General features: G+C 39.7%; 29 protein-coding genes. All 29 read right to left on the reverse strand.

Translation table 11 applies throughout. The annotated features are described in order from the left end of the window. Positions 1–113: 113 nt before the first annotated feature. Positions 114–758, reverse strand: a complete 645-nt coding sequence (locus ABC228_RS18120; RefSeq protein ID WP_345826590.1) for an adenylate kinase — start codon at positions 756–758, stop codon at positions 114–116. Positions 759–787: 29 nt separating this feature from the next. Then, a complete protein-coding gene (gene secY / locus ABC228_RS18125) occupies positions 788–2080 on the reverse strand; it encodes a preprotein translocase subunit SecY (RefSeq protein ID WP_345826591.1) in 1293 nt (430 codons plus the stop codon). After that, positions 2080–2520, reverse strand: coding sequence for a 50S ribosomal protein L15 (gene rplO / locus ABC228_RS18130; protein WP_345826592.1), 441 nt, complete (start codon positions 2518–2520; stop codon positions 2080–2082). The genes secY and rplO overlap by 1 nt, the downstream gene beginning before the upstream one ends. A 31-nt stretch (positions 2521–2551) precedes the next feature. Then, positions 2552–2734, reverse strand: coding sequence for a 50S ribosomal protein L30 (rpmD, locus tag ABC228_RS18135; protein ID WP_345826593.1), 183 nt, complete (start codon positions 2732–2734; stop codon positions 2552–2554). Positions 2735–2747: 13 nt separating this feature from the next. Then, positions 2748–3251, reverse strand: a complete 504-nt coding sequence (gene rpsE / locus ABC228_RS18140; RefSeq protein ID WP_345826594.1) for a 30S ribosomal protein S5 — start codon at positions 3249–3251, stop codon at positions 2748–2750. A gap of 20 nt (positions 3252–3271) precedes the next feature. Further along, positions 3272–3634 (reverse strand): 50S ribosomal protein L18, encoded by a 363-nt coding sequence (rplR, locus tag ABC228_RS18145; RefSeq protein WP_345826595.1) that lies wholly within the window; start codon positions 3632–3634, stop codon positions 3272–3274. A 30-nt stretch (positions 3635–3664) separates the two neighbouring features. Continuing rightward, positions 3665–4201, reverse strand: a complete 537-nt coding sequence (rplF, locus tag ABC228_RS18150; protein ID WP_345826596.1) for a 50S ribosomal protein L6 — start codon at positions 4199–4201, stop codon at positions 3665–3667. Between the two features lie 29 nt (positions 4202–4230). Then, the gene (gene rpsH / locus ABC228_RS18155; protein WP_345826597.1) at positions 4231–4629 is read right to left on the reverse strand and encodes a 30S ribosomal protein S8; all 399 of its coding nucleotides are present in this window, start codon (positions 4627–4629) and stop codon (positions 4231–4233) included. A gap of 29 nt (positions 4630–4658) precedes the next feature. Further along, entirely contained in the window at positions 4659–4844 is a 186-nt protein-coding gene (locus ABC228_RS18160; protein WP_010652082.1) for a type Z 30S ribosomal protein S14, read from the reverse strand. Between the two features lie 28 nt (positions 4845–4872). Then, complete coding sequence (gene rplE, locus ABC228_RS18165) at positions 4873–5412, reverse strand: 50S ribosomal protein L5 (RefSeq protein WP_345826636.1); 540 nt, start codon at positions 5410–5412, stop codon at positions 4873–4875. A 27-nt stretch (positions 5413–5439) separates the two neighbouring features. Then, a complete protein-coding gene (rplX, locus tag ABC228_RS18170; RefSeq protein ID WP_345826599.1) occupies positions 5440–5751 on the reverse strand; it encodes a 50S ribosomal protein L24 in 312 nt (103 codons plus the stop codon). Positions 5752–5787: 36 nt separating this feature from the next. Further along, positions 5788–6156 (reverse strand): 50S ribosomal protein L14, encoded by a 369-nt coding sequence (rplN, locus tag ABC228_RS18175; RefSeq protein ID WP_010095756.1) that lies wholly within the window; start codon positions 6154–6156, stop codon positions 5788–5790. Between the two features lie 42 nt (positions 6157–6198). After that, a complete protein-coding gene (rpsQ, locus tag ABC228_RS18180) occupies positions 6199–6462 on the reverse strand; it encodes a 30S ribosomal protein S17 (protein WP_047981956.1) in 264 nt (87 codons plus the stop codon). A 24-nt stretch (positions 6463–6486) separates the two neighbouring features. Further along, positions 6487–6687 carry a 50S ribosomal protein L29 gene (gene rpmC / locus ABC228_RS18185; RefSeq protein ID WP_345826600.1) on the reverse strand — a complete coding sequence of 67 codons (201 nt, stop codon included), beginning with the start codon at positions 6685–6687 and terminating at the stop codon, positions 6487–6489. Then, positions 6677–7111, reverse strand: coding sequence for a 50S ribosomal protein L16 (rplP, locus tag ABC228_RS18190; RefSeq protein WP_010095762.1), 435 nt, complete (start codon positions 7109–7111; stop codon positions 6677–6679). Before rplP ends, rpmC begins: the two co-directional genes overlap by 11 nt. Before the next feature lie 19 nt (positions 7112–7130). Next, on the reverse strand, positions 7131–7772 hold the full coding sequence (gene rpsC, locus ABC228_RS18195) for a 30S ribosomal protein S3 (RefSeq protein WP_345826601.1): 642 nt from the start codon (positions 7770–7772) through the stop codon (positions 7131–7133). 3 nt (positions 7773–7775) lie between these two features. Continuing rightward, complete coding sequence (rplV, locus tag ABC228_RS18200; protein WP_345826602.1) at positions 7776–8117, reverse strand: 50S ribosomal protein L22; 342 nt, start codon at positions 8115–8117, stop codon at positions 7776–7778. Positions 8118–8137: 20 nt separating this feature from the next. Next, entirely contained in the window at positions 8138–8416 is a 279-nt protein-coding gene (gene rpsS, locus ABC228_RS18205) for a 30S ribosomal protein S19 (RefSeq protein WP_345826603.1), read from the reverse strand. A gap of 57 nt (positions 8417–8473) precedes the next feature. After that, positions 8474–9304, reverse strand: coding sequence for a 50S ribosomal protein L2 (gene rplB, locus ABC228_RS18210; RefSeq protein ID WP_345826604.1), 831 nt, complete (start codon positions 9302–9304; stop codon positions 8474–8476). Between the two features lie 29 nt (positions 9305–9333). Further along, the gene (rplW, locus tag ABC228_RS18215) at positions 9334–9621 is read right to left on the reverse strand and encodes a 50S ribosomal protein L23 (RefSeq protein ID WP_345826605.1); all 288 of its coding nucleotides are present in this window, start codon (positions 9619–9621) and stop codon (positions 9334–9336) included. Continuing rightward, on the reverse strand, positions 9621–10244 hold the full coding sequence (gene rplD / locus ABC228_RS18220; protein WP_345826606.1) for a 50S ribosomal protein L4: 624 nt from the start codon (positions 10242–10244) through the stop codon (positions 9621–9623). The genes rplW and rplD overlap by 1 nt, the downstream gene beginning before the upstream one ends. A 26-nt stretch (positions 10245–10270) precedes the next feature. Continuing rightward, complete coding sequence (gene rplC / locus ABC228_RS18225) at positions 10271–10900, reverse strand: 50S ribosomal protein L3 (RefSeq protein ID WP_345826607.1); 630 nt, start codon at positions 10898–10900, stop codon at positions 10271–10273. A 31-nt stretch (positions 10901–10931) separates the two neighbouring features. Next, positions 10932–11240, reverse strand: a complete 309-nt coding sequence (gene rpsJ / locus ABC228_RS18230) for a 30S ribosomal protein S10 (RefSeq protein ID WP_010095771.1) — start codon at positions 11238–11240, stop codon at positions 10932–10934. Positions 11241–11635: 395 nt separating this feature from the next. After that, positions 11636–12826, reverse strand: coding sequence for an elongation factor Tu (gene tuf / locus ABC228_RS18235; protein ID WP_345826608.1), 1191 nt, complete (start codon positions 12824–12826; stop codon positions 11636–11638). Positions 12827–12949: 123 nt separating this feature from the next. After that, positions 12950–15028, reverse strand: a complete 2079-nt coding sequence (fusA, locus tag ABC228_RS18240) for an elongation factor G (protein ID WP_345826609.1) — start codon at positions 15026–15028, stop codon at positions 12950–12952. 42 nt (positions 15029–15070) lie between these two features. Beyond that, the gene (rpsG, locus tag ABC228_RS18245) at positions 15071–15541 is read right to left on the reverse strand and encodes a 30S ribosomal protein S7 (protein ID WP_345826610.1); all 471 of its coding nucleotides are present in this window, start codon (positions 15539–15541) and stop codon (positions 15071–15073) included. Between the two features lie 43 nt (positions 15542–15584). Further along, the gene (gene rpsL / locus ABC228_RS18250; RefSeq protein WP_345826611.1) at positions 15585–16004 is read right to left on the reverse strand and encodes a 30S ribosomal protein S12; all 420 of its coding nucleotides are present in this window, start codon (positions 16002–16004) and stop codon (positions 15585–15587) included. 134 nt (positions 16005–16138) lie between these two features. Continuing rightward, a complete protein-coding gene (locus ABC228_RS18255; RefSeq protein ID WP_345826637.1) occupies positions 16139–16390 on the reverse strand; it encodes a ribosomal L7Ae/L30e/S12e/Gadd45 family protein in 252 nt (83 codons plus the stop codon). 155 nt (positions 16391–16545) lie between these two features. Then, positions 16546–20151 carry a DNA-directed RNA polymerase subunit beta' gene (rpoC, locus tag ABC228_RS18260; RefSeq protein ID WP_345826612.1) on the reverse strand — a complete coding sequence of 1202 codons (3606 nt, stop codon included), beginning with the start codon at positions 20149–20151 and terminating at the stop codon, positions 16546–16548. Positions 20152–20240: the final 89 nt, after the last annotated feature.

Here is a 20240-nt window from a genome sequence, read left to right on the forward strand (position 1 = left end):
AGGGTTTTATTGTCAAATACATGCTGTGCTATCTATCAACATATATAACGTCACGACTCATATTATTTTAGAACAAATAGAATTGTCTATTCGTGCAAGCCTACAGTAATTGCTTAATTTTCAATAACTGATTGAATATCCTGAAAAACTTTATCGATTTCTTGATCGCCATCGATGTTTACAAGATATCCTTTATCATCATAAAAGTCTAGTAACGGCTTCGATTGTTCGATATTAATCGCCAAACGATTTTTTACCGTTTCTGGTTTATCATCATCACGTTGAATTAACGCCTGACCATCTCTATCACATATTCCCTCTTGTTTAGGAGGGTTATACATAACATGATATGCTCTACCACATGTTGGACAAATTCTACGACCGGATAAACGCTCCACTAATTTTTCTTCTGGTACATTCACGTGCAATACATGATCAATTTCTTGATTCAATTCGGATAGAAGCGTTTGTAAAGCTTCAGCTTGTGCAATGGTTCTTGGAAAACCATCTAACAAGAACCCTTTCTCACAATCAGCTTTACTTAAACGTTCTTTTACAATACCAATTGTAACTTCATCCGGAACAAGTGCTCCTTGGTCCATAAAGCTTTTAGCTTTCTTACCAAGTTCTGTTCCTTCTTTTATTGCAGAACGGAACATATCTCCTGTTGAAATATGAGGGATGTTATATTTTTCGCTTATTTTCTCTGCCTGTGTACCTTTACCAGCACCAGGAAGACCCATCAAAAGTAAATTCAAAAATTTCCCCTCGCTTCATTGGCAGATTCTTACTTAATAAATCCTTTGTAGTGTCGCTTCACAAGTTGACCTTCTAGCTGCTTCATTGTTTGAATTGCTACACCTACAACGATTAGTAGACTTGTGCCGCCGATTTGAACTGCTTGAGGTAGACTAGCAAGTTTCCCAAATAAGACAGGTAAGACAGCAACCGCAGCTAAGAATAGCGCTCCAACAAATGTCAATCGATTGACAACACGTGTTAGATAGGTTTCTGTATTCTTACCAGGTCGAATTCCTGGAATATAGCCACCTTGTTTTTGCAGATTTTCAGCCATTTGCTCTGGGTTAACCTGAACAAACGTATAGAAATAAGAAAACGCAATGATTAATACTACATAGATAAGCATACCTATAGGTGTTGTATAATCAAAGATTTTTCCAATTGTCTCAGCAACACTTCCCTCAAAGAAGCTCGCAACTGTACTTGGTGCCATTATGAATGCAACTGCAAAAATTACCGGAATAACTCCTGCTGCATTTACTTTAATCGGTAAATGTGCGGAATGACCACCAACTGGAGAACGATTGACAAGTTTCTTTGCATACTGAATAGGGATTTTACGTAATGCTTGGTTTACAAAGATAATTCCAACAATTATCGCAACAGCAACCAAAGCAATAATCGCTATAATTACAATATTAATGAACAATTCATCTCCAGGATTTGTAAAATACTGGGCATATAATTGTTCAACGCCATTTGGTACGGCAGCTACGATACCCGCAAAAATGATAATCGAGATCCCATTCCCAACTCCATTTGCAGTGATCTGTTCACCTAACCACATTAAGAATGTTGTGCCTGCAGTTAATACAAGTGCAATGATTAGGAATTTTAGTGCACCAGGGTTTGTAATTAATAGACCTTGTGCCATAGCATTAAAGCCGATTGACATAGCGATTGCTTGAAGAAACGCTAGAACAACCGTTCCATAACGGGTAACCTGTGCTAATTTCTTTCTACCCATTTCGCCTTGCTTTTTCCATTCGGTAAACTTAGGTACTACATCCATTTGTAGTAATTGCATAATAATTGATGCTGTAATGTAAGGCATAATCCCCATTGCAAAAACGGAGAAGTTTTGTAATGCCCCACCACCAAATGTATTGAGAAAACCCAATACATTTCCTTGTTGGGTAATAGACACTAGTGCATCTTTATTTGTGAATGGCACAGGAATAAATGTGCCTAGACGGAATACAATTAACATTAACAATGTAAAAATTATCTTCCGTCTAATGTCAGCCACGCGCATAAAATTGGAGAATGTACGGAACATTAGATCACCTCTACTTTACCGCCCGCTTCTTCGATAGCTGCTTTCGCTGAAGCAGAGAACTTATGAGCTTTAACGGTATATTTGTTTTCGACAGAACCATTACCAAGTACTTTAACACCTGATCTTAAGTTCGATACGACACCTGTTTCAAGTAGTAGCTCAGGAGTGATTTCTGTGCCGTCTTCAAATCGATTTAAAACGTCTAAGTTCACTATAGCATATTCTTTGCGGTTTATGTTTGTAAATCCACGTTTTGGTAAACGTTGGAATAGTGGCATCTGTCCACCCTCAAATCCTGGGCGAACGCCACCGCCTGAACGTGCTTTTTGTCCTTTGTGTCCTCTACCGGAAGTCTTTCCGTTACCAGATGATGTTCCGCGTCCTACACGATTGCGTTCTTTACGTGTTCCTTCTGCTGGCTTCAATTCATGAAGTTTCATACGAGCACCTCCTCTTTACGCTTTGTATTTATTAACCTTCTTTAACCGTTACAAGATGAGATACTTTGTTAACCATTCCTCGAATAGCCGGAGTATCCTCAAGAACTACGGTTTGACGAATCTTTTTTAAACCTAGTGCTTCAACAGTTTTAATTTGTTTTTCTTTTGCACCTATAACACTGCGTGTGAGGGTGATTTCTAATTTTTTAGACATAATGTTTCCCTCCTTATCCTAACAGTTCTTCTACAGACTTTCCTCGTAGTTTTGCTACTTCTTCAGCACGCTTAAGGTTGCTTAAACCATTCATAGTCGCGCGAATCATGTTGATTGGTGTGTTTGAACCTAGTGATTTTGTTAAAATGTCACCTACACCTGCAAGCTCTAGTACCGCACGAACTGGACCACCAGAGATAACTCCAGTACCTTCAGAAGCTGGTTTCATTAATACTCTACCAGAACCGAATTCACCATGAATTTCGTGTGGAATTGTTGTACCTACGATTGGTACAGTAATTAAGTTTTTCTTCGCATCATCAACTGCTTTTTTGATAGCATCTGGTACTTCTTGTGCTTTACCAGTACCAAAGCCAACATTACCGTTTTTATCACCAACAACAACTAATGCAGCGAAACGGAAACGACGTCCACCTTTAACTACTTTAGCTACGCGGTTAACGGCAACAACGCGTTCTTCAAGATCTAATTTATTAGGATCGATTACTGTTTTCATCTGTGTCCCTCCTTTAACGATTAAAATTCAAGACCTGCCTCACGAGCAGAATCTGCCAAAGCTTTTACACGTCCATGATAAAGGTAGCCTCCACGATCAAATACGACTGATTTATAACCTTTATCTTGGGCACGTTTAGCGATCAATTCTCCAACTTTAGTTGCAGCATCAACACTGCTAGTTGAATCCACGCTTAACTCTTTATCAACTGTAGATGCGCTAGCTAATGTAACACCGTTAGTGTCATCAATTAACTGTGCGTAAATGTGTTTATTTGAACGATACACGTTTAAACGAGGACGTTCTGCAGTTCCGAATAAATTCTTACGAACACGGTTATGTCTTCTTTTACGTGCAACATTTTTGTCAGGTTTTGTGATCATCTGGGTCACTCCTTTCTCGCCTAACTAACCTTACTTAGCAGTTTTACCTTCTTTACGACGTACATATTCATCAACATAGCGAATACCTTTGCCTTTATATGGCTCAGGTGGTCTGATAGCTCTGATGTTAGCAGCAACTGCGCCAACTTTTTCTTTATCAATACCTCTAACCACAACAGATGTGTTATTTGGTACATCGATTTCAATACCTTCAATTGGATCTAACTCAACTGGATGAGAATACCCAGCATTCACGACAACTTTATTACCTTGTTTTTGTGCACGATAACCGACACCAATGATTTGAAGTTGTTTTTCGAAGCCTTTTGATACACCTTCAACCATGTTAGCGATTATGCTACGAGTTGTTCCGTGTAATGAACGATGTTGTTTGTTTTCACTTGGACGTTCAACTGTTAAAACATTATCCGTAACAACAACTTTCATATCACTATGAAAATCTCTTGTTAGTTCACCCTTAGGGCCTTTTACTGTTATTGTATTACCGTTAAGTTTTACTTCTACACCACTCGGAATCTCAATTGGCTTAAGTCCTATACGAGACATTCCATGCACCTCCTCATCAAAAAAATTAATTACCAAACATATGCAAGAACTTCGCCACCAACAGCTTGTGCGCGCGCTTCTTTATCAGAAAGTACACCTTTAGATGTTGATACGATAGCAATACCTAGACCGTTAAGTACACGTGGTACTTCGTCAGCTTTTGCATAAACACGTAGTCCTGGCTTACTAATACGCTTAATTCCTGTAATTACTCGTTCCTCATTTGCACCGTACTTAAGGAATAAACGCAGAACGCCTTGTTTGTTATCTTCTATAACTTCATAATCACGTACAAAACCTTCTCGTTTTAGAATATCAGCGATATCAGTTTTAATTTTAGAAGCAGGAAGCTCTAATTTTTCATGTTTAACCATGTTAGCATTACGAATACGAGTTAGCATATCTGCGATTGGATCTGTCATAACCATTACTAATTACCTCCTTCCCGAATCGGGGTTTACCAGCTTGCTTTTTTGACACCAGGAATTTGACCTTTGTAGGCAAGTTCACGGAAACAAATACGGCAAAGTTTAAATTTACGAATTACAGAATGCGGACGACCGCAACGTTCACAACGAGTATATTCTTGAACTTTATACTTTTGTGGGCGTTTTTGTTTCGCAATCATTGATTTTTTAGCCACAATTTTCCCTCCTTGTATTAGCTCACGTCTATTTTTGGAAAGGCATGCCAAGCTGAGCTAAAAGTTCGCGTGCTTCTTCATCAGTATTAGAAGTTGTTACAATAACAATATCCATACCGCGCACTTTGTTTACTTTATCGTAATTAATTTCTGGGAAAATTAATTGTTCTTTAACACCTAAAGTGTAGTTACCACGACCATCAAAAGCTTTCTTAGAAATACCGCGGAAGTCACGTACACGTGGTAGTGAAACTGCGATTAGCTTTTGTAGGAATTCATACATGCGCTCACCACGTAGGGTAACTTTCGCACCAATCGGCATTCCTTCACGTAGACGGAAACCAGCGATTGATTTTTTAGCACGTGTAATCATAGGTTTTTGACCAGAAATTAATGCTAGTTCTTCAACAGCACTATCTAGTGCCTTAGAGTTTTGAACTGCATCACCAACACCCATGTTGATAACGATTTTCTCAACCGCTGGCACTTCCATTACAGACTTATAGTTAAATTTATTCATTAAAGATGATACTATTTCATCTTGGTATTTTTGTCTTAATTGATTCACCATGTTGCCCTCCTTTCACAGCACATACTATTTATCTAATGCTTCACCGGAACTTTTAGCGATGCGGACTTTCTTTCCATCACGTACTTCGTAACCAACGCGGGTTGGTTTACCGGATTTTGGATCTACTGGCATCACGTTAGAAACATGAATTGGAGCTTCTTGGTTAAGAATTCCACCTTGTGGATTTTCTTGTGAAGGCTTCGCGTGTTTTTTAATCATGTTAACGCCCTCTACAAGAACACGATCCTTCTTTGGATATGCTTCTAAAATAGTGCCTGTTTTTCCACGGTCTTTACCGGACATAACGATAACTTTATCACCTTTTTTTACATGCATGCTTTACGCACCTCCTTGACAAGGTAATTCTCTTTCTTATAGAACTTCTGGAGCTAGAGATACGATTTTCATGAACTGTGCATCACGTAATTCACGTGCAACTGGTCCGAAGATACGAGTACCTCTTGGACTTTTGTCGTCACGAATGATTACTGCAGCATTTTCATCAAAACGAATATATGAGCCGTCTTTACGACGTACACCAGACTTAGTACGAACGATTACTGCTTTAACAACGTCACCTTTTTTGACAACGCCTCCTGGTGTTGCTTGTTTTACAGAACAAACGATAACATCACCAATGTTAGCAGTCTTACGACCAGAGCCACCTAGTACTTTGATAGTAAGCAACTCACGCGCACCAGAGTTATCTGCAACTTTTAAACGAGTTTCTTGTTGAATCAACTCTTGCGACCTCCCTTCGGATACCTTCCGAGCGAACTTTAATTATATAATTACCGCTTCTTCAACTACTTCAACTAGACGGAAACGTTTAGTTGCTGATAGCGGACGAGTTTCCATGATACGAACAACATCGCCAGTTTTAGCTTGATTGTTTTCATCATGAGCTTTAAATTTCTTAGAATATTTAACGCGTTTACCATATAGCTTATGAGTTTTGTAAGTTTCAACTAAAACAGTAATTGTTTTATCCATTTTATCTGAAACGACACGGCCTGTATATACCTTACGATCATTACGTTCAGTCATTTTGAGGCTAACCTCCTCTCATTATCAGTTGTTTACGCTTAGTTCACGATGACGTACAACAGTTTTCATACGAGCAATAGTCTTTCTTACTTCACGGATACGTGCAGTGTTTTCAAGTTGACCAGTTGCTAGTTGGAAGCGTAAATTAAATAATTCTTCTTTTAACGATTTAAGTTTTTGTTCAATTTCGGCAGTGGTTAGTTCTCTGATATCATTAGCCTTCATTGATTTCACCACCAATTTCTTCACGTTTTACGAATTTAGTTTTGATCGGCAGTTTGTGTGAAGCAAGACGCAACGCTTCGCGTGCAACCTCTTCAGAAACTCCAGCGATCTCGAACATTACTTTACCTGGTTTAACTACAGCTACCCAGCCCTCAGGAGCACCTTTACCAGAACCCATTCGGACTTCAAGAGGCTTTGCAGTATAAGGTTTATCTGGGAAAATTTTAATCCAAACTTTACCGCCACGTTTCATGTAACGAGTCATAGCGATACGAGCAGCTTCGATTTGACGACTTGTAATCCAAGAAGCTTCAAGAGCTTGTATTCCATATTCACCAAATGTAACTTGAGTACCACCTTTAGCTTGGCCTCTCATTTTACCACGATGTTGTCTACGATATTTAACACGTTTAGGCATTAACATAATGCATCTGCCCCCTTCCTTATTTTTTTGATTTAGTTGGAAGGACTTCACCACGATAAATCCACACTTTAATACCTAGTTTACCGTATGTTGTATCAGCTTCAGCTGTTGCATAATCGATATCAGCACGAAGTGTGTGTAGTGGTACTGTTCCTTCACTATAATGTTCAGCACGAGCAATATCCGCGCCACCTAGACGACCAGATACTTGTGTTTTGATTCCTTTTGCACCTGCGCGCATTGCACGTTGGATAGATTGCTTTTGTGCACGACGGAATGAAATACGATTTTCTAATTGACGAGCAATGTTTTCAGCAACTAACTTAGCATTTACATCAACTTTTTTAATTTCAACAATGTTAATGTGAACGCGTTTGCCAGTTAAGCTATTTAATGAGTTACGTAGAGCTTCTACTTCAGATCCGCCTTTACCGATAACCATTCCTGGTTTACCAGTGTGAATCGTAACGTTAACACGATTAGCTGCACGTTCAATTTCGATATGGGAAACAGCAGCAGTTTTTAAGCGGTTTTCAAGATATTCTCTAATTTTAATATCTTCGTGTAGTAAGTCTGCATAATCTTTGCCAGCGTACCACTTAGACTCCCAGTCTTTGATGATACCTACGCGAAGACCTGTTGGATTCACTTTTTGACCCACTAACTATCCCTCCTTCTTTTCTGTTAGCACCACTGTAATGTGGCTAGTGCGCTTGTTAATTCTGCTTGCACGTCCTTGCGCACGTGGACGGAAACGTTTCAATGTTACACCTTCATTTACGAATGCCTCAGATACTACTAAGTTATCTGTATCCATTTCATAGTTGTGTTCTGCGTTTGCGATTGCAGATTTCAACACTTTTTCTACGACCGGAGAAGCACCGCGTTGTGTGTGGCGTAGAATAGCAATTGCTTCGCCAACTTGTTTTCCTCGAATTAAATCAACGACTAATCGCACTTTACGAGGAGCAATACGAACTGATTTTGCTACGGCTTTAGCTTGCATACCTTAAGCGCCTCCTCTCATTAGCGTTTTGTTTTCTTATCGTCATTTGCGTGCCCTTTGTACGTACGTGTTGGCGCAAATTCACCTAATTTATGTCCAACCATGTCCTCTGTAACAAATACAGGTACATGCTTACGTCCATCATATACAGCAATAGTATGACCGATAAATGTCGGGAATATTGTAGAACGACGTGACCAAGTTTTAATCACTTGCTTCTTGTCAGATTCATTCAATTGATCAATCTTTTTCATTAGATGGTCATCTGCAAAAGGTCCTTTTTTTAAGCTACGACCCATGGATAAACCTCCTTTCGAAGTTCAGAAACAGGATAATAATCCCATTCAACGTTACATTTATTTTTTACGTTTACGCACAATAAACTTATCTGAAGCTTTATTACGTTTACGTGTTTTGTAACCAAGTGTTGGTTTGCCCCATGGTGACATTGGTGATTTACGTCCGATTGGAGCGCGTCCTTCACCACCACCGTGTGGGTGATCATTCGGGTTCATTACAGATCCACGTACAGTTGGGCGGATACCCTTCCAACGAGAACGTCCAGCTTTACCAACACGAATTAATTCATGCTCGATGTTTCCTACTTGACCGATAGTTGCGCGGCAAGTTGATAACACTAAACGTACTTCACCTGAAGCTAAACGAACAAGTGTATATTTTTCTTCACGACCTAGGATTTGAGCTTCAGCACCCGCAGAACGAGCTAACTGTCCACCGTTTCCTGGTTTAAGTTCAATATTATGAATAATTGTACCAACTGGAATGTTTGATAATGGAAGTGCATTACCCACTTTAATATCAGCAGCTTCTCCAGATTCAATTACTTGCCCTACTTGTAAACCTTTTGGAGCAAGGATATAACGCTTTTCACCATCAGCGTAGTTGATTAATGCAATGTTAGCGGTACGGTTTGGATCGTACTCAATTGTAGCAACGTTTCCTGGTATACCATCTTTATCGCGTTTAAAATCAATAATACGATATTGACGCTTATGACCGCCACCTTGATGACGAACCGTTAATTTCCCTTGGTTGTTACGTCCACCGCGTTTTGCTAATGGAGCAAGTAGGGATTTTTCCGGTTTGTCTGTAGTGATCTCAGCGAAATCAGAAACAGACATATTACGTCTACCATTTGAGGTAGGTTTGAATTTTTTAATCGCCATCTTATTTTCCCTCCTTCACTTATTTTCTCTTAGCCTTCAAAGAAATCTAAATCTTTGCTGTCTGCTGAAAGCTGCACAACAGCTTTTTTGCGATTCGGACGGAAACCACCGTAACGTCCCATTCGCTTGAACTTACCTTTTAGATTCAATGTGTTTACTTTTTCAACTTTAACACCAAAGATTTCTTCAACAGCATCTTTGATTTGAGTTTTGTTAGCTTTTGTACTAACTTCGAACGTATATTTCTTTTCTGCCATTAGGTCAGCAGAATGTTCTGTGATGACAGGGCGCTTAATAATATCACGTGCATCAGTCATTATGCAAGCACCTCCCCTGCTTTTTCAGCTGCATCTTTAGTTAAGATTAGCTTGTCATGCGTTAACAAATCTAGAACGTTAACTTCAGTTACTGATAGTACTTTTACTCCTTGAAGGTTATTCGCAGAACGAATAACGTTCTCGTTAGTATCAGCAGTAACGATTAGAGCTTTTTCGTTTACATTTAAAGCACCAAGCATTTTTACAACTTCTTTTGTTTTAGGAGCATCTAATGCGATGTTCTCTAACACAACTACGTTTTCTTCTTGTACTTTAGAAGACAATGCAGATTTAAGCGCTAAACGACGTACTTTTTTAGGTAGTTTGTAGCTGTAGCTACGTGGAGTTGGACCGAATACAGTACCACCGCCAACCCATTGAGGTGAGCGAATAGAACCTTGACGTGCGCGTCCAGTTCCTTTTTGACGCCATGGTTTACGACCACCGCCGCGTACTTCAGAACGATTTTTAACAGCGTGTGTACCTTGACGCATAGAAGCACGTTGCATTACTACTGCTTCATGTAATACATGTGTATTTGGTTCAATACCAAAAACGGAATCGTTTAATTCGATTTCTCCCGCTTGTGAACCATCTTGTTTAAATAGTGCTACTTTAGGCATGACATATCCTCCCTTCGTATATATGATTAGTTAGCCTTGATTGCACTCGTGATTTTTACGAATGATTTTTTTGCACCTGGTACATTACCTTTAATTAGTAGAAGATTGCGCTCAGCATCAACACTTACTACTTCAAGGTTTTGGATTGTTACTTGTTCTTGACCCATGTGACCTGGTAATTTTTTACCTGGGAATACGCGCATTGCGTCGATTGATCCCATAGAACCAGGAGCTCTGTGGTAGTGAGAACCGTGAGACATTGGTCCACGAGATTGACCATGGCGTTTAATAGAGCCTTGGAATCCTTTACCTTTAGATGTTCCAGTTACATCAACCATTTCGCCAGCTTGGAAAATTTCAACGCTGATTTCTTGACCGACTTCATAGCCATCAAGTTCTGCGTCACGGATTTCACGAACGTAGCGCTTAGGGGCTGTGTTTGCTTTTTCAGCATGACCTTTTTCCGCTTTGTTAGTACGTGATTCCTTTAAATCTTGAAAACCGATTTGAATTGCTTCATACCCATCGTTTTCAACAGTTCTTTTTTGTAATACAACGTTAGGCTCAGCTTGCACAACTGTTACCGGAATTAATTCTCCGCTTTCGTTAAATAGCTGTGTCATGCCGATTTTACGACCTAAGATTCCTTTCGTCATCCGTTACACCTCCTATTTTAAAAACAAAATTTTATAGTTTAATTTCAATGTCAACACCAGATGGTAAATCAAGACGCATTAGCGAATCAACTGTTTGTGGTGTTGGGTTTACAATATCGATTAGACGCTTATGTGTACGCATTTCGAATTGCTCACGTGAGTCCTTGTATTTATGAACTGCACGCAAAATTGTGTAAACAGCTTTCTCAGTAGGTAGTGGAATTGGTCCAGAAACTTTTGCTCCAGAACGTTTCGCAGTATCTACGATTTTTTCAGCAGATTGATCTAAAATACGGTGATCATATGCTTTTAAACGGATTCTAATCTTCTCTTTTGCCATTATTTTCCCTCCTTTTCGCCCATATTATTATAGACATACTCCGTGAAAATTCCTTAGCAACCGCCCATGGCAAAGGGGCCGGGTGTGCCAACAACCTTCCACATCATCGCCTTTAGTGACCAACATTCTTATTATATAGAATATACACGGCCAATGCAACCTTTTTTTAAGGAAATCTATCCCGTTGCACATCTACTAATTATACTTACCAATTTAAGTGATTGCAAGGTTTTATACATATTTTTTATTGGGAAAGTTTGGTGGTTATTTATCACCACCAACAGACAGTGTTCTTTCATTAATACTTTATTACCATTAATGAAACCTCGTATTCAATTATTCAAATAAAAAAACAGGTAACGTCGTCACGTTACCTGTTCCTTGATAGTACATAATTATTTTGTAATAGATGAAACTACACCTGATCCAACAGTACGTCCACCTTCACGAATAGAGAAGCGAGTACCGTCTTCAATAGCGATTGGAGAAATTAGCTCAACAACCATTTCGATGTTGTCTCCAGGCATTACCATTTCTACTCCTTCTGGTAAGTTAATAACACCAGTTACGTCAGTTGTACGGAAGTAGAACTGTGGACGATAGTTTGAGAAGAATGGAGTGTGACGTCCACCCTCTTCTTTAGATAGTACATAAACTTCAGCTTTGAAGTTAGTGTGTGGTGTAATCGTACCTGGTTTAGCAAGTACTTGACCGCGGTTGATATCTTCACGAGATACACCACGAAGTAATGCACCAATGTTATCTCCAGCTTCAGCATAGTCAAGAAGCTTACGGAACATTTCAACACCAGTTACAGTTGTTTTACCAGACTCTTCTTGAAGACCGATAATTTCTACTTCGTCACCAACTTTAACTTGACCGCGCTCTACACGACCAGTTGCAACAGTACCACGACCAGTGATAGAGAATACATCCTCAACTGGCATCATGAATGGTTTGTCAGTGTCACGTTCTGGAGTTGGAACGTACTCATCAACAGCGTTCATTAATTCAACGATAGCGTCTTCGTATTGAGCATCGCCTTCTAGTGCTTTAAGAGCAGAACCTTTGATTACTGGTACATCATCACCAGGGAAGTCATATTCAGATAATAGATCACGTACTTCCATTTCAACTAGTTCTAGTAATTCTTCGTCATCAACCATATCTACTTTGTTTAGGAATACTACAATTGTAGGTACACCTACGTTACGAGATAATAGGATGTGCTCACGAGTTTGTGGCATTGGACCATCAGCAGCAGATACTACTAGGATAGCTCCGTCCATTTGTGCAGCACCAGTGATCATGTTTTTAACATAGTCAGCGTGGCCTGGGCAGTCTACGTGTGCATAGTGACGAGTGTCAGTTTCATACTCAACGTGAGAAGTAGCGATTGTAATTCCACGTTCTTTTTCTTCTGGAGCACCATCAATTTGGTCATAAGCCATTGCAGTACCTTTACCAGATTTCTTGTGCATTACAGTTGTAATAGCAGCTGTTAGAGTAGTTTTACCATGGTCAACGTGTCCAATTGTTCCAATGTTAACGTGACTTTTCGAGCGGTCGAATTTTTCTTTAGCCATTTATATTTCCTCCTTTAAATAATTGAAAGATTTTTTAAGTATATGTTGGAGCCAAGAAATAACAGCTTGTGTTATTTCTTAGCCTACAATAAAAGTTATACTTGAGAATGATGAAAAAATCAATTATTCTCCAGCATTTTTCTTAATAATTTCTTCTGATACACTCTTTGGTACTTCTTCATAGTGGTCAAAGTGCATGGTGTATTGTCCACGACCTTGCGTGTTAGAACGCAATGCAGTTGCATAGCCAAACATTTCAGCAAGTGGTACGAACGCTTTAATAACTTGCAGTTGTCCACGCGCTTCCATTCCTTCCATACGACCACGACGAGAAGTAATATCACCGATGATATCACCCATGTACTCTTCAGGCACAACTACTTCTACTCTTTCAATTGGTTCAAGTAGAACTGGGTTACACTTGTTCTTAGCAGCTTTAAGTGCCATAGATGCAGCAATCTTAAACGCCATTTCATTTGAGTCAACATCATGGTAGCTACCATCGTATAATGAAGCTTTAACGTCAATTAATGGATAACCAGCTAATACACCATTTTCCATTGCTTCTCTAACACCTTGTTCAACAGCAGGGATGTATTCGCGTGGTACAACACCACCGACGATTTTGTTTTCGAATTCAAAGCCAGCACCTTCTTCGTTTGGCTCGAATTTGATCCAAACGTGACCAAATTGTCCACGTCCACCTGACTGACGTACGAATTTACCTTCAACTTCAGCCGCTGTACGGAATGTTTCACGGTATGCAACCTGTGGTGCACCAACGTTAGCTTCCACTTTGAATTCACGTTTCATACGGTCAACAATGATGTCAAGGTGAAGCTCACCCATACCAGAGATAATTGTTTGACCAGTCTCAGGGTTTGTTTCTGTTCTAAATGTTGGGTCTTCCTCAGCAAGTTTGCCAAGTGCAATACCCATTTTATCTTGGTCTGCTTTTGTTTTTGGTTCAATAGCAACTGAGATAACTGGTTCAGGGAACTCCATTGATTCAAGAATAACTAGATTCTTTTCATCACATAGCGTATCACCTGTTGTAGTATCTTTTAGACCTACAGCAGCAGCAATTTCCCCAGAATAAACTGTTGAAATCTCCTCACGAGAGTTTGCGTGCATTTGTAGGATACGACCTACACGTTCGCGCTTATCCTTTACAGAGTTACGAACGTATGAACCTGAATCAAGTGTTCCAGAGTAAACGCGGAAGAAAGTTAACTTCCCAACAAATGGGTCAGTCATTACTTTAAACGCTAACGCTGAGAACGGTGCATCATCTGAAGATGGACGAGTAACTTTTTCTTCTGAGTCAGGAAGAGTACCTTCGATATCTGGTACATCTGTTGGCGCAGGAAGAAAATCAATTACACCATCAAGCATTAATTGAACACCTTTGTTTTTGAATGCAGATCCACAGAATACTGGGTAAAGTTCTACATTGATTGTTGCTTTACGAATAGCTTCTTTAAGTTCTTCGTTAGAGATTTCTTCTCCTTCTAAGTACTTCATCATAAGCTCTTCGTCTAGTTCAGATACAGCTTCAAGAAGGCTACTGCGTAATTCTTCAGCTTTAGCTCTATATTCTTCAGGAATTTCACGTGATTCAGCACGAGTTCCTAAGTCATCTTCATAGTAGTATGCAACCATATCAATAAGATCAATAATACCTTCAAACTCATCCTCAGCACCAATCGGAAGCTGAACCGGGTGAGCGTTTGCTCCCAAACGTTCTTTTAAAGTTCCGGTTGAGTACATGAAATCCGCACCGATTTTATCCATTTTGTTGATAAACACGATACGTGGAACACCGTAAGTTGTCGCTTGACGCCAAACAGTTTCTGTTTGAGGTTCTACACCTGATTGTGCATCTAGTACAGTTACCGCACCGTCAAGCACGCGTAGAGAACGCTCAACTTCAACGGTGAAGTCTACGTGTCCTGGTGTATCAATGATATTGATACGGTGGTTTTTCCATTGAGCAGTCGTAGCAGCAGATGTAATGGTAATTCCGCGCTCTTGCTCTTGTTCCATCCAGTCCATTTGTGAAGCACCTTCATGTGTTTCACCAATCTTGTGAATGCGTCCTGTATAGAAAAGAATACGCTCAGTAGTTGTGGTCTTACCTGCATCAATGTGTGCCATAATACCAATATTGCGCGTCTTTTCCAAGGAGAACTCTCTTGCCATGTATTCTTCTCCTTCCTGTTATAACCTTTATTTTTGTTTAGATTACCAACGGTAGTGAGCGAATGCTTTGTTCGCTTCTGCCATTTTGTGCATATCTTCGCGTTTCTTAACAGAAGCTCCTGTATTGTTAGAAGCATCTAGGATTTCATTAGCTAAACGTTCTTCCATTGTTTTTTCTCCGCGTAAACGTGCGTAGTTAACAATGTAACGTAGACCTAGAGTTTGACGACGTTCTGGGCGAACCTCAACTGGTACTTGGTAGTTTGAACCACCAACACGGCGTGCACGTACTTCTAGTACAGGCATTACGTTTTTCATAGCTTGTTCAAATACTTCCATTGGATTTTGTCCGCTGCGTTGTTCAACTAGTTCAAACGCATTATAAAGAAGTTTTTGAGCAATGCCTCGTTTACCGTCAACCATAATTTGGTTGATTAAACGAGTTACTAGTTTTGAGTTATAAAGTGGATCTGGCAAGACATCGCGCTTAGGTACTGGTCCTTTACGTGGCATATGTCCCCCTCCTTTCCTAAATCATAGTTGTTATGCTATTTGCTTATTTTTTCTCTTTAGGGCGTTTCGTTCCGTATTTAGAACGACCTTGCATACGACCGTCTACTCCAGCAGTATCAAGTGCTCCACGAACAATGTGGTAACGTACCCCTGGTAAGTCTTTTACACGTCCTCCACGGATTAGAACTACACTGTGTTCCTGTAGGTTATGTCCAATACCAGGAATGTATGCAGTTACCTCCATGTTGTTAGATAAACGAACACGAGCATATTTACGTAGTGCTGAGTTCGGTTTCTTTGGAGTTAGTGTACCAACACGTGTACAAACACCACGTTTTTGCGGTGAGTTCTCATCAGTCAATGACTTTTTGAAGCTGTTGTACCCTTTGTTTAGTGCTGGTGAGTCAGATTTCTTAGGTTTGTTTACGCGTCCTTTGCGCACAAGTTGATTAATTGTAGGCATTTATGTTGTCCTCCCTTCTTCTTTACTATCATAGAATTATAGCTAGTAATCACCTTGTTGTAATCCCACACATCCAGGTGGTTCATCCTTGAGCAAAAAACAAAGCTTTCACGATTTCACAATCGCCAAAACCATCATTTTTTAATTGCTACTGTTGATGCGCCAACGTCAATACCACACGCTGCGCCTAGCTTTTTCTTGGAATCAACACGTTGGCAAGGTATGCCAAGCGTTTTAGCTAATTCTTCAATACTTTGTGTCATATAGCGGTCAGCATCTTCTGCTATATACACTTCACTTATTTGACCATTTTTCATAGCCTTAAGCGTTTGCTTCATACCAATCATAATTTGCGATTTTAATTGCGTCACTTTTTCATAAGACATCATTTAATATCCTCCAAAGTAACAAATATAAATCGGAAGCACCTTGAATATATTATCATTCTCGTTTTTTAATGTCAACTCAAATTTCAAATATTTTTGGTGCTTCCGAATTAAATTCTTGTTTGTAGATACCCACTATCATTCAATACTAGAAATTATTGAACTGGCTGTTCAACCTCTTCTACAACTTCTTCTTCCTCAACAGCCGGAAGCTGAATTTTACGGTAGCGTTGCATTCCAGTTCCTGCCGGCACAAGCTTACCGATAATAACATTCTCTTTTAACCCTAGTAATTCATCACGCTTACCTTTGATTGCTGCATCTGTAAGTACTCTTGTTGTTTCTTGGAAGGATGCTGCTGATAAGAATGAATCAGTTTCTAGTGAAGCTTTTGTAATACCTAGTAGTACCGGTCTACCAACAGCTGGTTGGTTGCCCTCAAGAAGTACTTTTCGGTTCGCTTCTCTAAACTGGTGTAGTTCTAGTAATGATCCTGGAAGAACTTCCGTATCTCCAGCGTCAATTACACGAACCTTACGAAGCATTTGTCTCACCATTACCTCTACGTGTTTATCGCCGATTTCTACACCTTGCATACGATATACGCGTTGCACTTCACGTAGCAAGTAATCCTGAACTCCAGCAATACCTTGAACACGTATTAGTGCTTTTGGATCAACTGAACCCTCTGTTAATTCTTGACCAGCAGTTACTTCGTCACCAACAGAAACCTTTAATCGAGCATTATAAGGAACTGCATAGGAACGTTGCTCTACATCGCCTTGTATGACAATCTCTTGCTTATCTTTTACTTCATGTATTTCTAATACAGTACCATGAACCTCACTAATGATCGCTTGACCTTTCGGGTTACGCGCTTCAAATAGCTCTTGGATACGAGGTAAACCTTGTGTAATATCGTCACCTGCTACCCCACCAGTGTGGAACGTACGCATGGTTAACTGAGTACCTGGTTCACCAATTGATTGTGCGGCAATAATACCAACTGCTTCTCCTACTTCAACCTCTGAACCAGTTGCTAAATTACGGCCATAGCATTTCTTACATACGCCATGTTTTGTATTACATGTGAATACGGTACGAATTGTAACTGTTTCGATTCCCGCTTCTATAATTTGTTTAGCTTGATCCTCAGAGATAACCGTATCGAAATCAACAATAACCTCTTTAGATTCTGGATGCACAACTGATTCAAACGCAGTACGACCAACCAAACGGTCAAATAATGGTTCAATTACTTCATTGCCATCCATTAATGCTGTTACTGGTAATCCTCTGTCTGTTCCGCAATCCGTTTCACGAACAATAACGTCCTGTGCAACATCTACTAAACGACGAGTCAAGTAACCAGAGTCAGCTGTTTTAAGTGCTGTATCCGCAAGACCTTTACGCGCACCGTGTGTTGAAATAAAGTACTCTAATACCGTTAAACCTTCACGGAAGCTTGATTTAATTGGTAGTTCGATGATACGTCCAGCCGGGTTGGCCATTAGACCACGCATACCAGCAAGCTGTGTGAAGTTTGATGCGTTACCCCTTGCTCCTGAATCACTCATCATGAAGATTGGGTTACGATTATCTAGTGACTCCATTAGCTTATCTTGAATTGTATCTTTTGCTTGAGACCAGATCGCGATAACTCTGTCATAACGCTCTTCCTCCGTAATTAAACCACGACGGAACTGCTTCAACACATTATCAACTTTATTCTGAGCCTCATCTAGAATTCCTTCTTTTTCAGGTAATACAACAATATCTGAGATACCAACTGTCATACCTGCAGTTGTTGACATACTGAATCCTAGATCTTTCATACGGTCAAGCATTTTAGATGTTTCTGTAATCTTAAAGCGTTTGAAGACCTCAGCGATAATATCACCTAAGAAGCCTTTTTTGAACGGTTTAATGATGTCACGATTTTTAATCTCTTCTTTAATATTCGTGCCTTTTTCAACAAAGTAATGTTCAGGAGTACGTACCTCAAGATTACTCTTAGTTGGTTCGTTAATATAAGGGAATGAATCTGGAAGAATCTCATTGAATATTAATTTACCAACAGTTGTTAATAGCAATTGGTTGTTCTGCTCCGCTGTGAACGTTTTGTTGCTTAAGCTAGACGCTTGAACAGCAATACGCGTATGCAAGTGAACATACCCATTTTGATAAGCTGTACGAGCTTCATCCACATTTGTGAATACAGTACCTTCTCCAACTGCACTTTCTCGCTCTAACGTTAAATAATAGTTACCTAATACCATATCCTGAGATGGTGTAACAACAGGCTTACCATCCTTAGGATTTAAAATGTTTTGGGCAGCTAACATTAGTAGTCGAGCTTCTGCTTGTGCTTCTGCAGATAGCGGAACATGGACAGCCATTTGGTCTCCATCAAAGTCAGCATTGTATGCTGTACATACTAATGGATGCAAACGAATTGCACGACCTTCAACCAACGTTGGTTCAAAAGCCTGAATACCAAGTCTGTGAAGAGTAGGGGCACGGTTAAGTAATACCGGATGCTCCTTAATAACATCTTCCAGCACATCCCACACATCAGGATGAACACGTTCAATCTTACGTTTAGCAGATTTAATATTATGTGCAATACCACGTTCTACTAGTTCTTTCATAATGAATGGCTTGAATAGCTCAAGTGCCATTTCTTTCGGTAATCCACATTGATACATTTTTAGGTTTGGTCCCACGACAATAACAGAACGTCCTGAGTAGTCAACACGCTTACCTAGTAAGTTTTGACGGAAACGACCTTGTTTACCTTTTAGCATATGTGAAAGTGATTTTAATGGACGGTTACCAGGCCCTGTTACAGGTCGGCCACGACGACCATTGTCAATCAACGCATCAACTGCTTCTTGTAGCATACGTTTTTCATTTTGCACGATAATGCTAGGTGCACCTAAATCTAATAGTCTCTTTAGACGATTGTTTCGGTTAATAACACGACGATATAAATCGTTTAGGTCAGAAGTTGCAAAACGTCCACCATCAAGCTGAACCATTGGTCGAATCTCTGGAGGAATAACTGGTAGAACATCTAAAATCATCCAAGAAGTTTCATTTCCTGAGTTACGGAATGCTTCTAAAACTTCAAGACGTTTAATTGCTCTTGTTCGACGTTGACCTTGAGCAGTTTTTAATTCTTCTTTCAACGAATCTACTTCTTTATCAAGATCAATATCTTGTAACAATTTCCGAATTGCTTCTGCACCCATTTGTGCCTTAAATGTATTACCGTATTTTTCATAGTAAGCACGATATTCTTTTTCAGAAAGTAATTGTTTTTTCTCTAAAGGCGTACTTCCTGGCTCTGTAACAATATAGGCAGCAAAATAAATTACTTCCTCCAATGCACGAGGAGACATATCTAATACTAACCCCATACGGCTCGGTATTCCTTTAAAATACCAAATATGTGATACTGGAGCAGCTAATTCAATGTGTCCCATACGCTCACGGCGAACTTTAGACTTTGTAACTTCTACACCACAGCGATCACAAACAACACCTTTATAACGTACACGCTTATATTTACCACAATGGCATTCCCAGTCTTTCTGAGGACCAAAGATGCGTTCACAGAACAATCCATCTTTTTCTGGCTTTAGAGTTCGATAGTTAATGGTTTCTGGTTTTTTAACCTCACCATATGACCAAGAACGAATCTTTTCAGGTGAAGCTAAACCTATTTTCATAAATTCAAAGTTATTTACATCTAGCAAGGGTATACCTCCCTTTTTAATGTCCGATTTTACTTAAGATTTTTCTTGAAAATGAGCTATTGGGGAAAGACATAAAGTCAATTCCCCTC

Source organism: Ornithinibacillus xuwenensis (assembly GCF_039614845.1).
In the GTDB taxonomy this organism is placed as follows: Bacteria; Bacillota; Bacilli; order Bacillales; family Amphibacillaceae; genus Ornithinibacillus; species Ornithinibacillus xuwenensis.

Bases quoted from the DNA above. Each gene is read 5' to 3' on its own strand.
- secY (WP_345826591.1), bottom strand. From the start codon at position 2,080: ATGTTCCGTACATTCTCCAATTTTATGCGCGTGGCTGACATTAGACGG.
- rplO (WP_345826592.1), bottom strand. From the start codon at position 2,520: ATGAAACTTCATGAATTGAAGCCAGCAGAAGGAACACGTAAAGAACGC.
- rpmD (WP_345826593.1), bottom strand. From the start codon at position 2,734: ATGTCTAAAAAATTAGAAATCACCCTCACACGCAGTGTTATAGGTGCA.
- rpsE (WP_345826594.1), bottom strand. From the start codon at position 3,251: ATGAAAACAGTAATCGATCCTAATAAATTAGATCTTGAAGAACGCGTT.
- rplR (WP_345826595.1), bottom strand. From the start codon at position 3,634: ATGATCACAAAACCTGACAAAAATGTTGCACGTAAAAGAAGACATAAC.
- rplF (WP_345826596.1), bottom strand. From the start codon at position 4,201: ATGTCTCGTATAGGACTTAAGCCAATTGAGATTCCGAGTGGTGTAGAA.
- rpsH (WP_345826597.1), bottom strand. From the start codon at position 4,629: ATGGTTATGACAGATCCAATCGCAGATATGCTAACTCGTATTCGTAAT.
- rplX (WP_345826599.1), bottom strand. From the start codon at position 5,751: ATGCATGTAAAAAAAGGTGATAAAGTTATCGTTATGTCCGGTAAAGAC.
- rpsQ (WP_047981956.1), bottom strand. From the start codon at position 6,462: ATGACTGAACGTAATGATCGTAAGGTATATACAGGCCGTGTCGTTTCA.
- rpmC (WP_345826600.1), bottom strand. From the start codon at position 6,687: ATGAAGGCTAATGATATCAGAGAACTAACCACTGCCGAAATTGAACAA.
- rplP (WP_010095762.1), bottom strand. From the start codon at position 7,111: ATGTTAATGCCTAAACGTGTTAAATATCGTAGACAACATCGTGGTAAA.
- rplV (WP_345826602.1), bottom strand. From the start codon at position 8,117: ATGCAAGCTAAAGCCGTAGCAAAATCAGTTCGTATTGCTCCTCGTAAA.
- rpsS (WP_345826603.1), bottom strand. From the start codon at position 8,416: ATGGGTCGTAGCTTAAAAAAAGGACCTTTTGCAGATGACCATCTAATG.
- rplB (WP_345826604.1), bottom strand. From the start codon at position 9,304: ATGGCGATTAAAAAATTCAAACCTACCTCAAATGGTAGACGTAATATG.
- rplW (WP_345826605.1), bottom strand. From the start codon at position 9,621: ATGACTGATGCACGTGATATTATTAAGCGCCCTGTCATCACAGAACAT.
- rplD (WP_345826606.1), bottom strand. From the start codon at position 10,244: ATGCCTAAAGTAGCACTATTTAAACAAGATGGTTCACAAGCGGGAGAA.
- rplC (WP_345826607.1), bottom strand. From the start codon at position 10,900: ATGACGAAAGGAATCTTAGGTCGTAAAATCGGCATGACACAGCTATTT.
- rpsJ (WP_010095771.1), bottom strand. From the start codon at position 11,240: ATGGCAAAAGAGAAGATTAGAATCCGTTTAAAAGCATATGATCACCGT.
- tuf (WP_345826608.1), bottom strand. From the start codon at position 12,826: ATGGCTAAAGAAAAATTCGACCGCTCGAAAAGTCACGTTAACATTGGA.
- fusA (WP_345826609.1), bottom strand. From the start codon at position 15,028: ATGGCAAGAGAGTTCTCCTTGGAAAAGACGCGCAATATTGGTATTATG.
- rpsG (WP_345826610.1), bottom strand. From the start codon at position 15,541: ATGCCACGTAAAGGACCAGTACCTAAGCGCGATGTCTTGCCAGATCCA.
- rpsL (WP_345826611.1), bottom strand. From the start codon at position 16,004: ATGCCTACAATTAATCAACTTGTGCGCAAAGGACGCGTAAACAAACCT.
- ABC228_RS18255 (WP_345826637.1), bottom strand. From the start codon at position 16,390: ATGTCTTATGAAAAAGTGACGCAATTAAAATCGCAAATTATGATTGGT.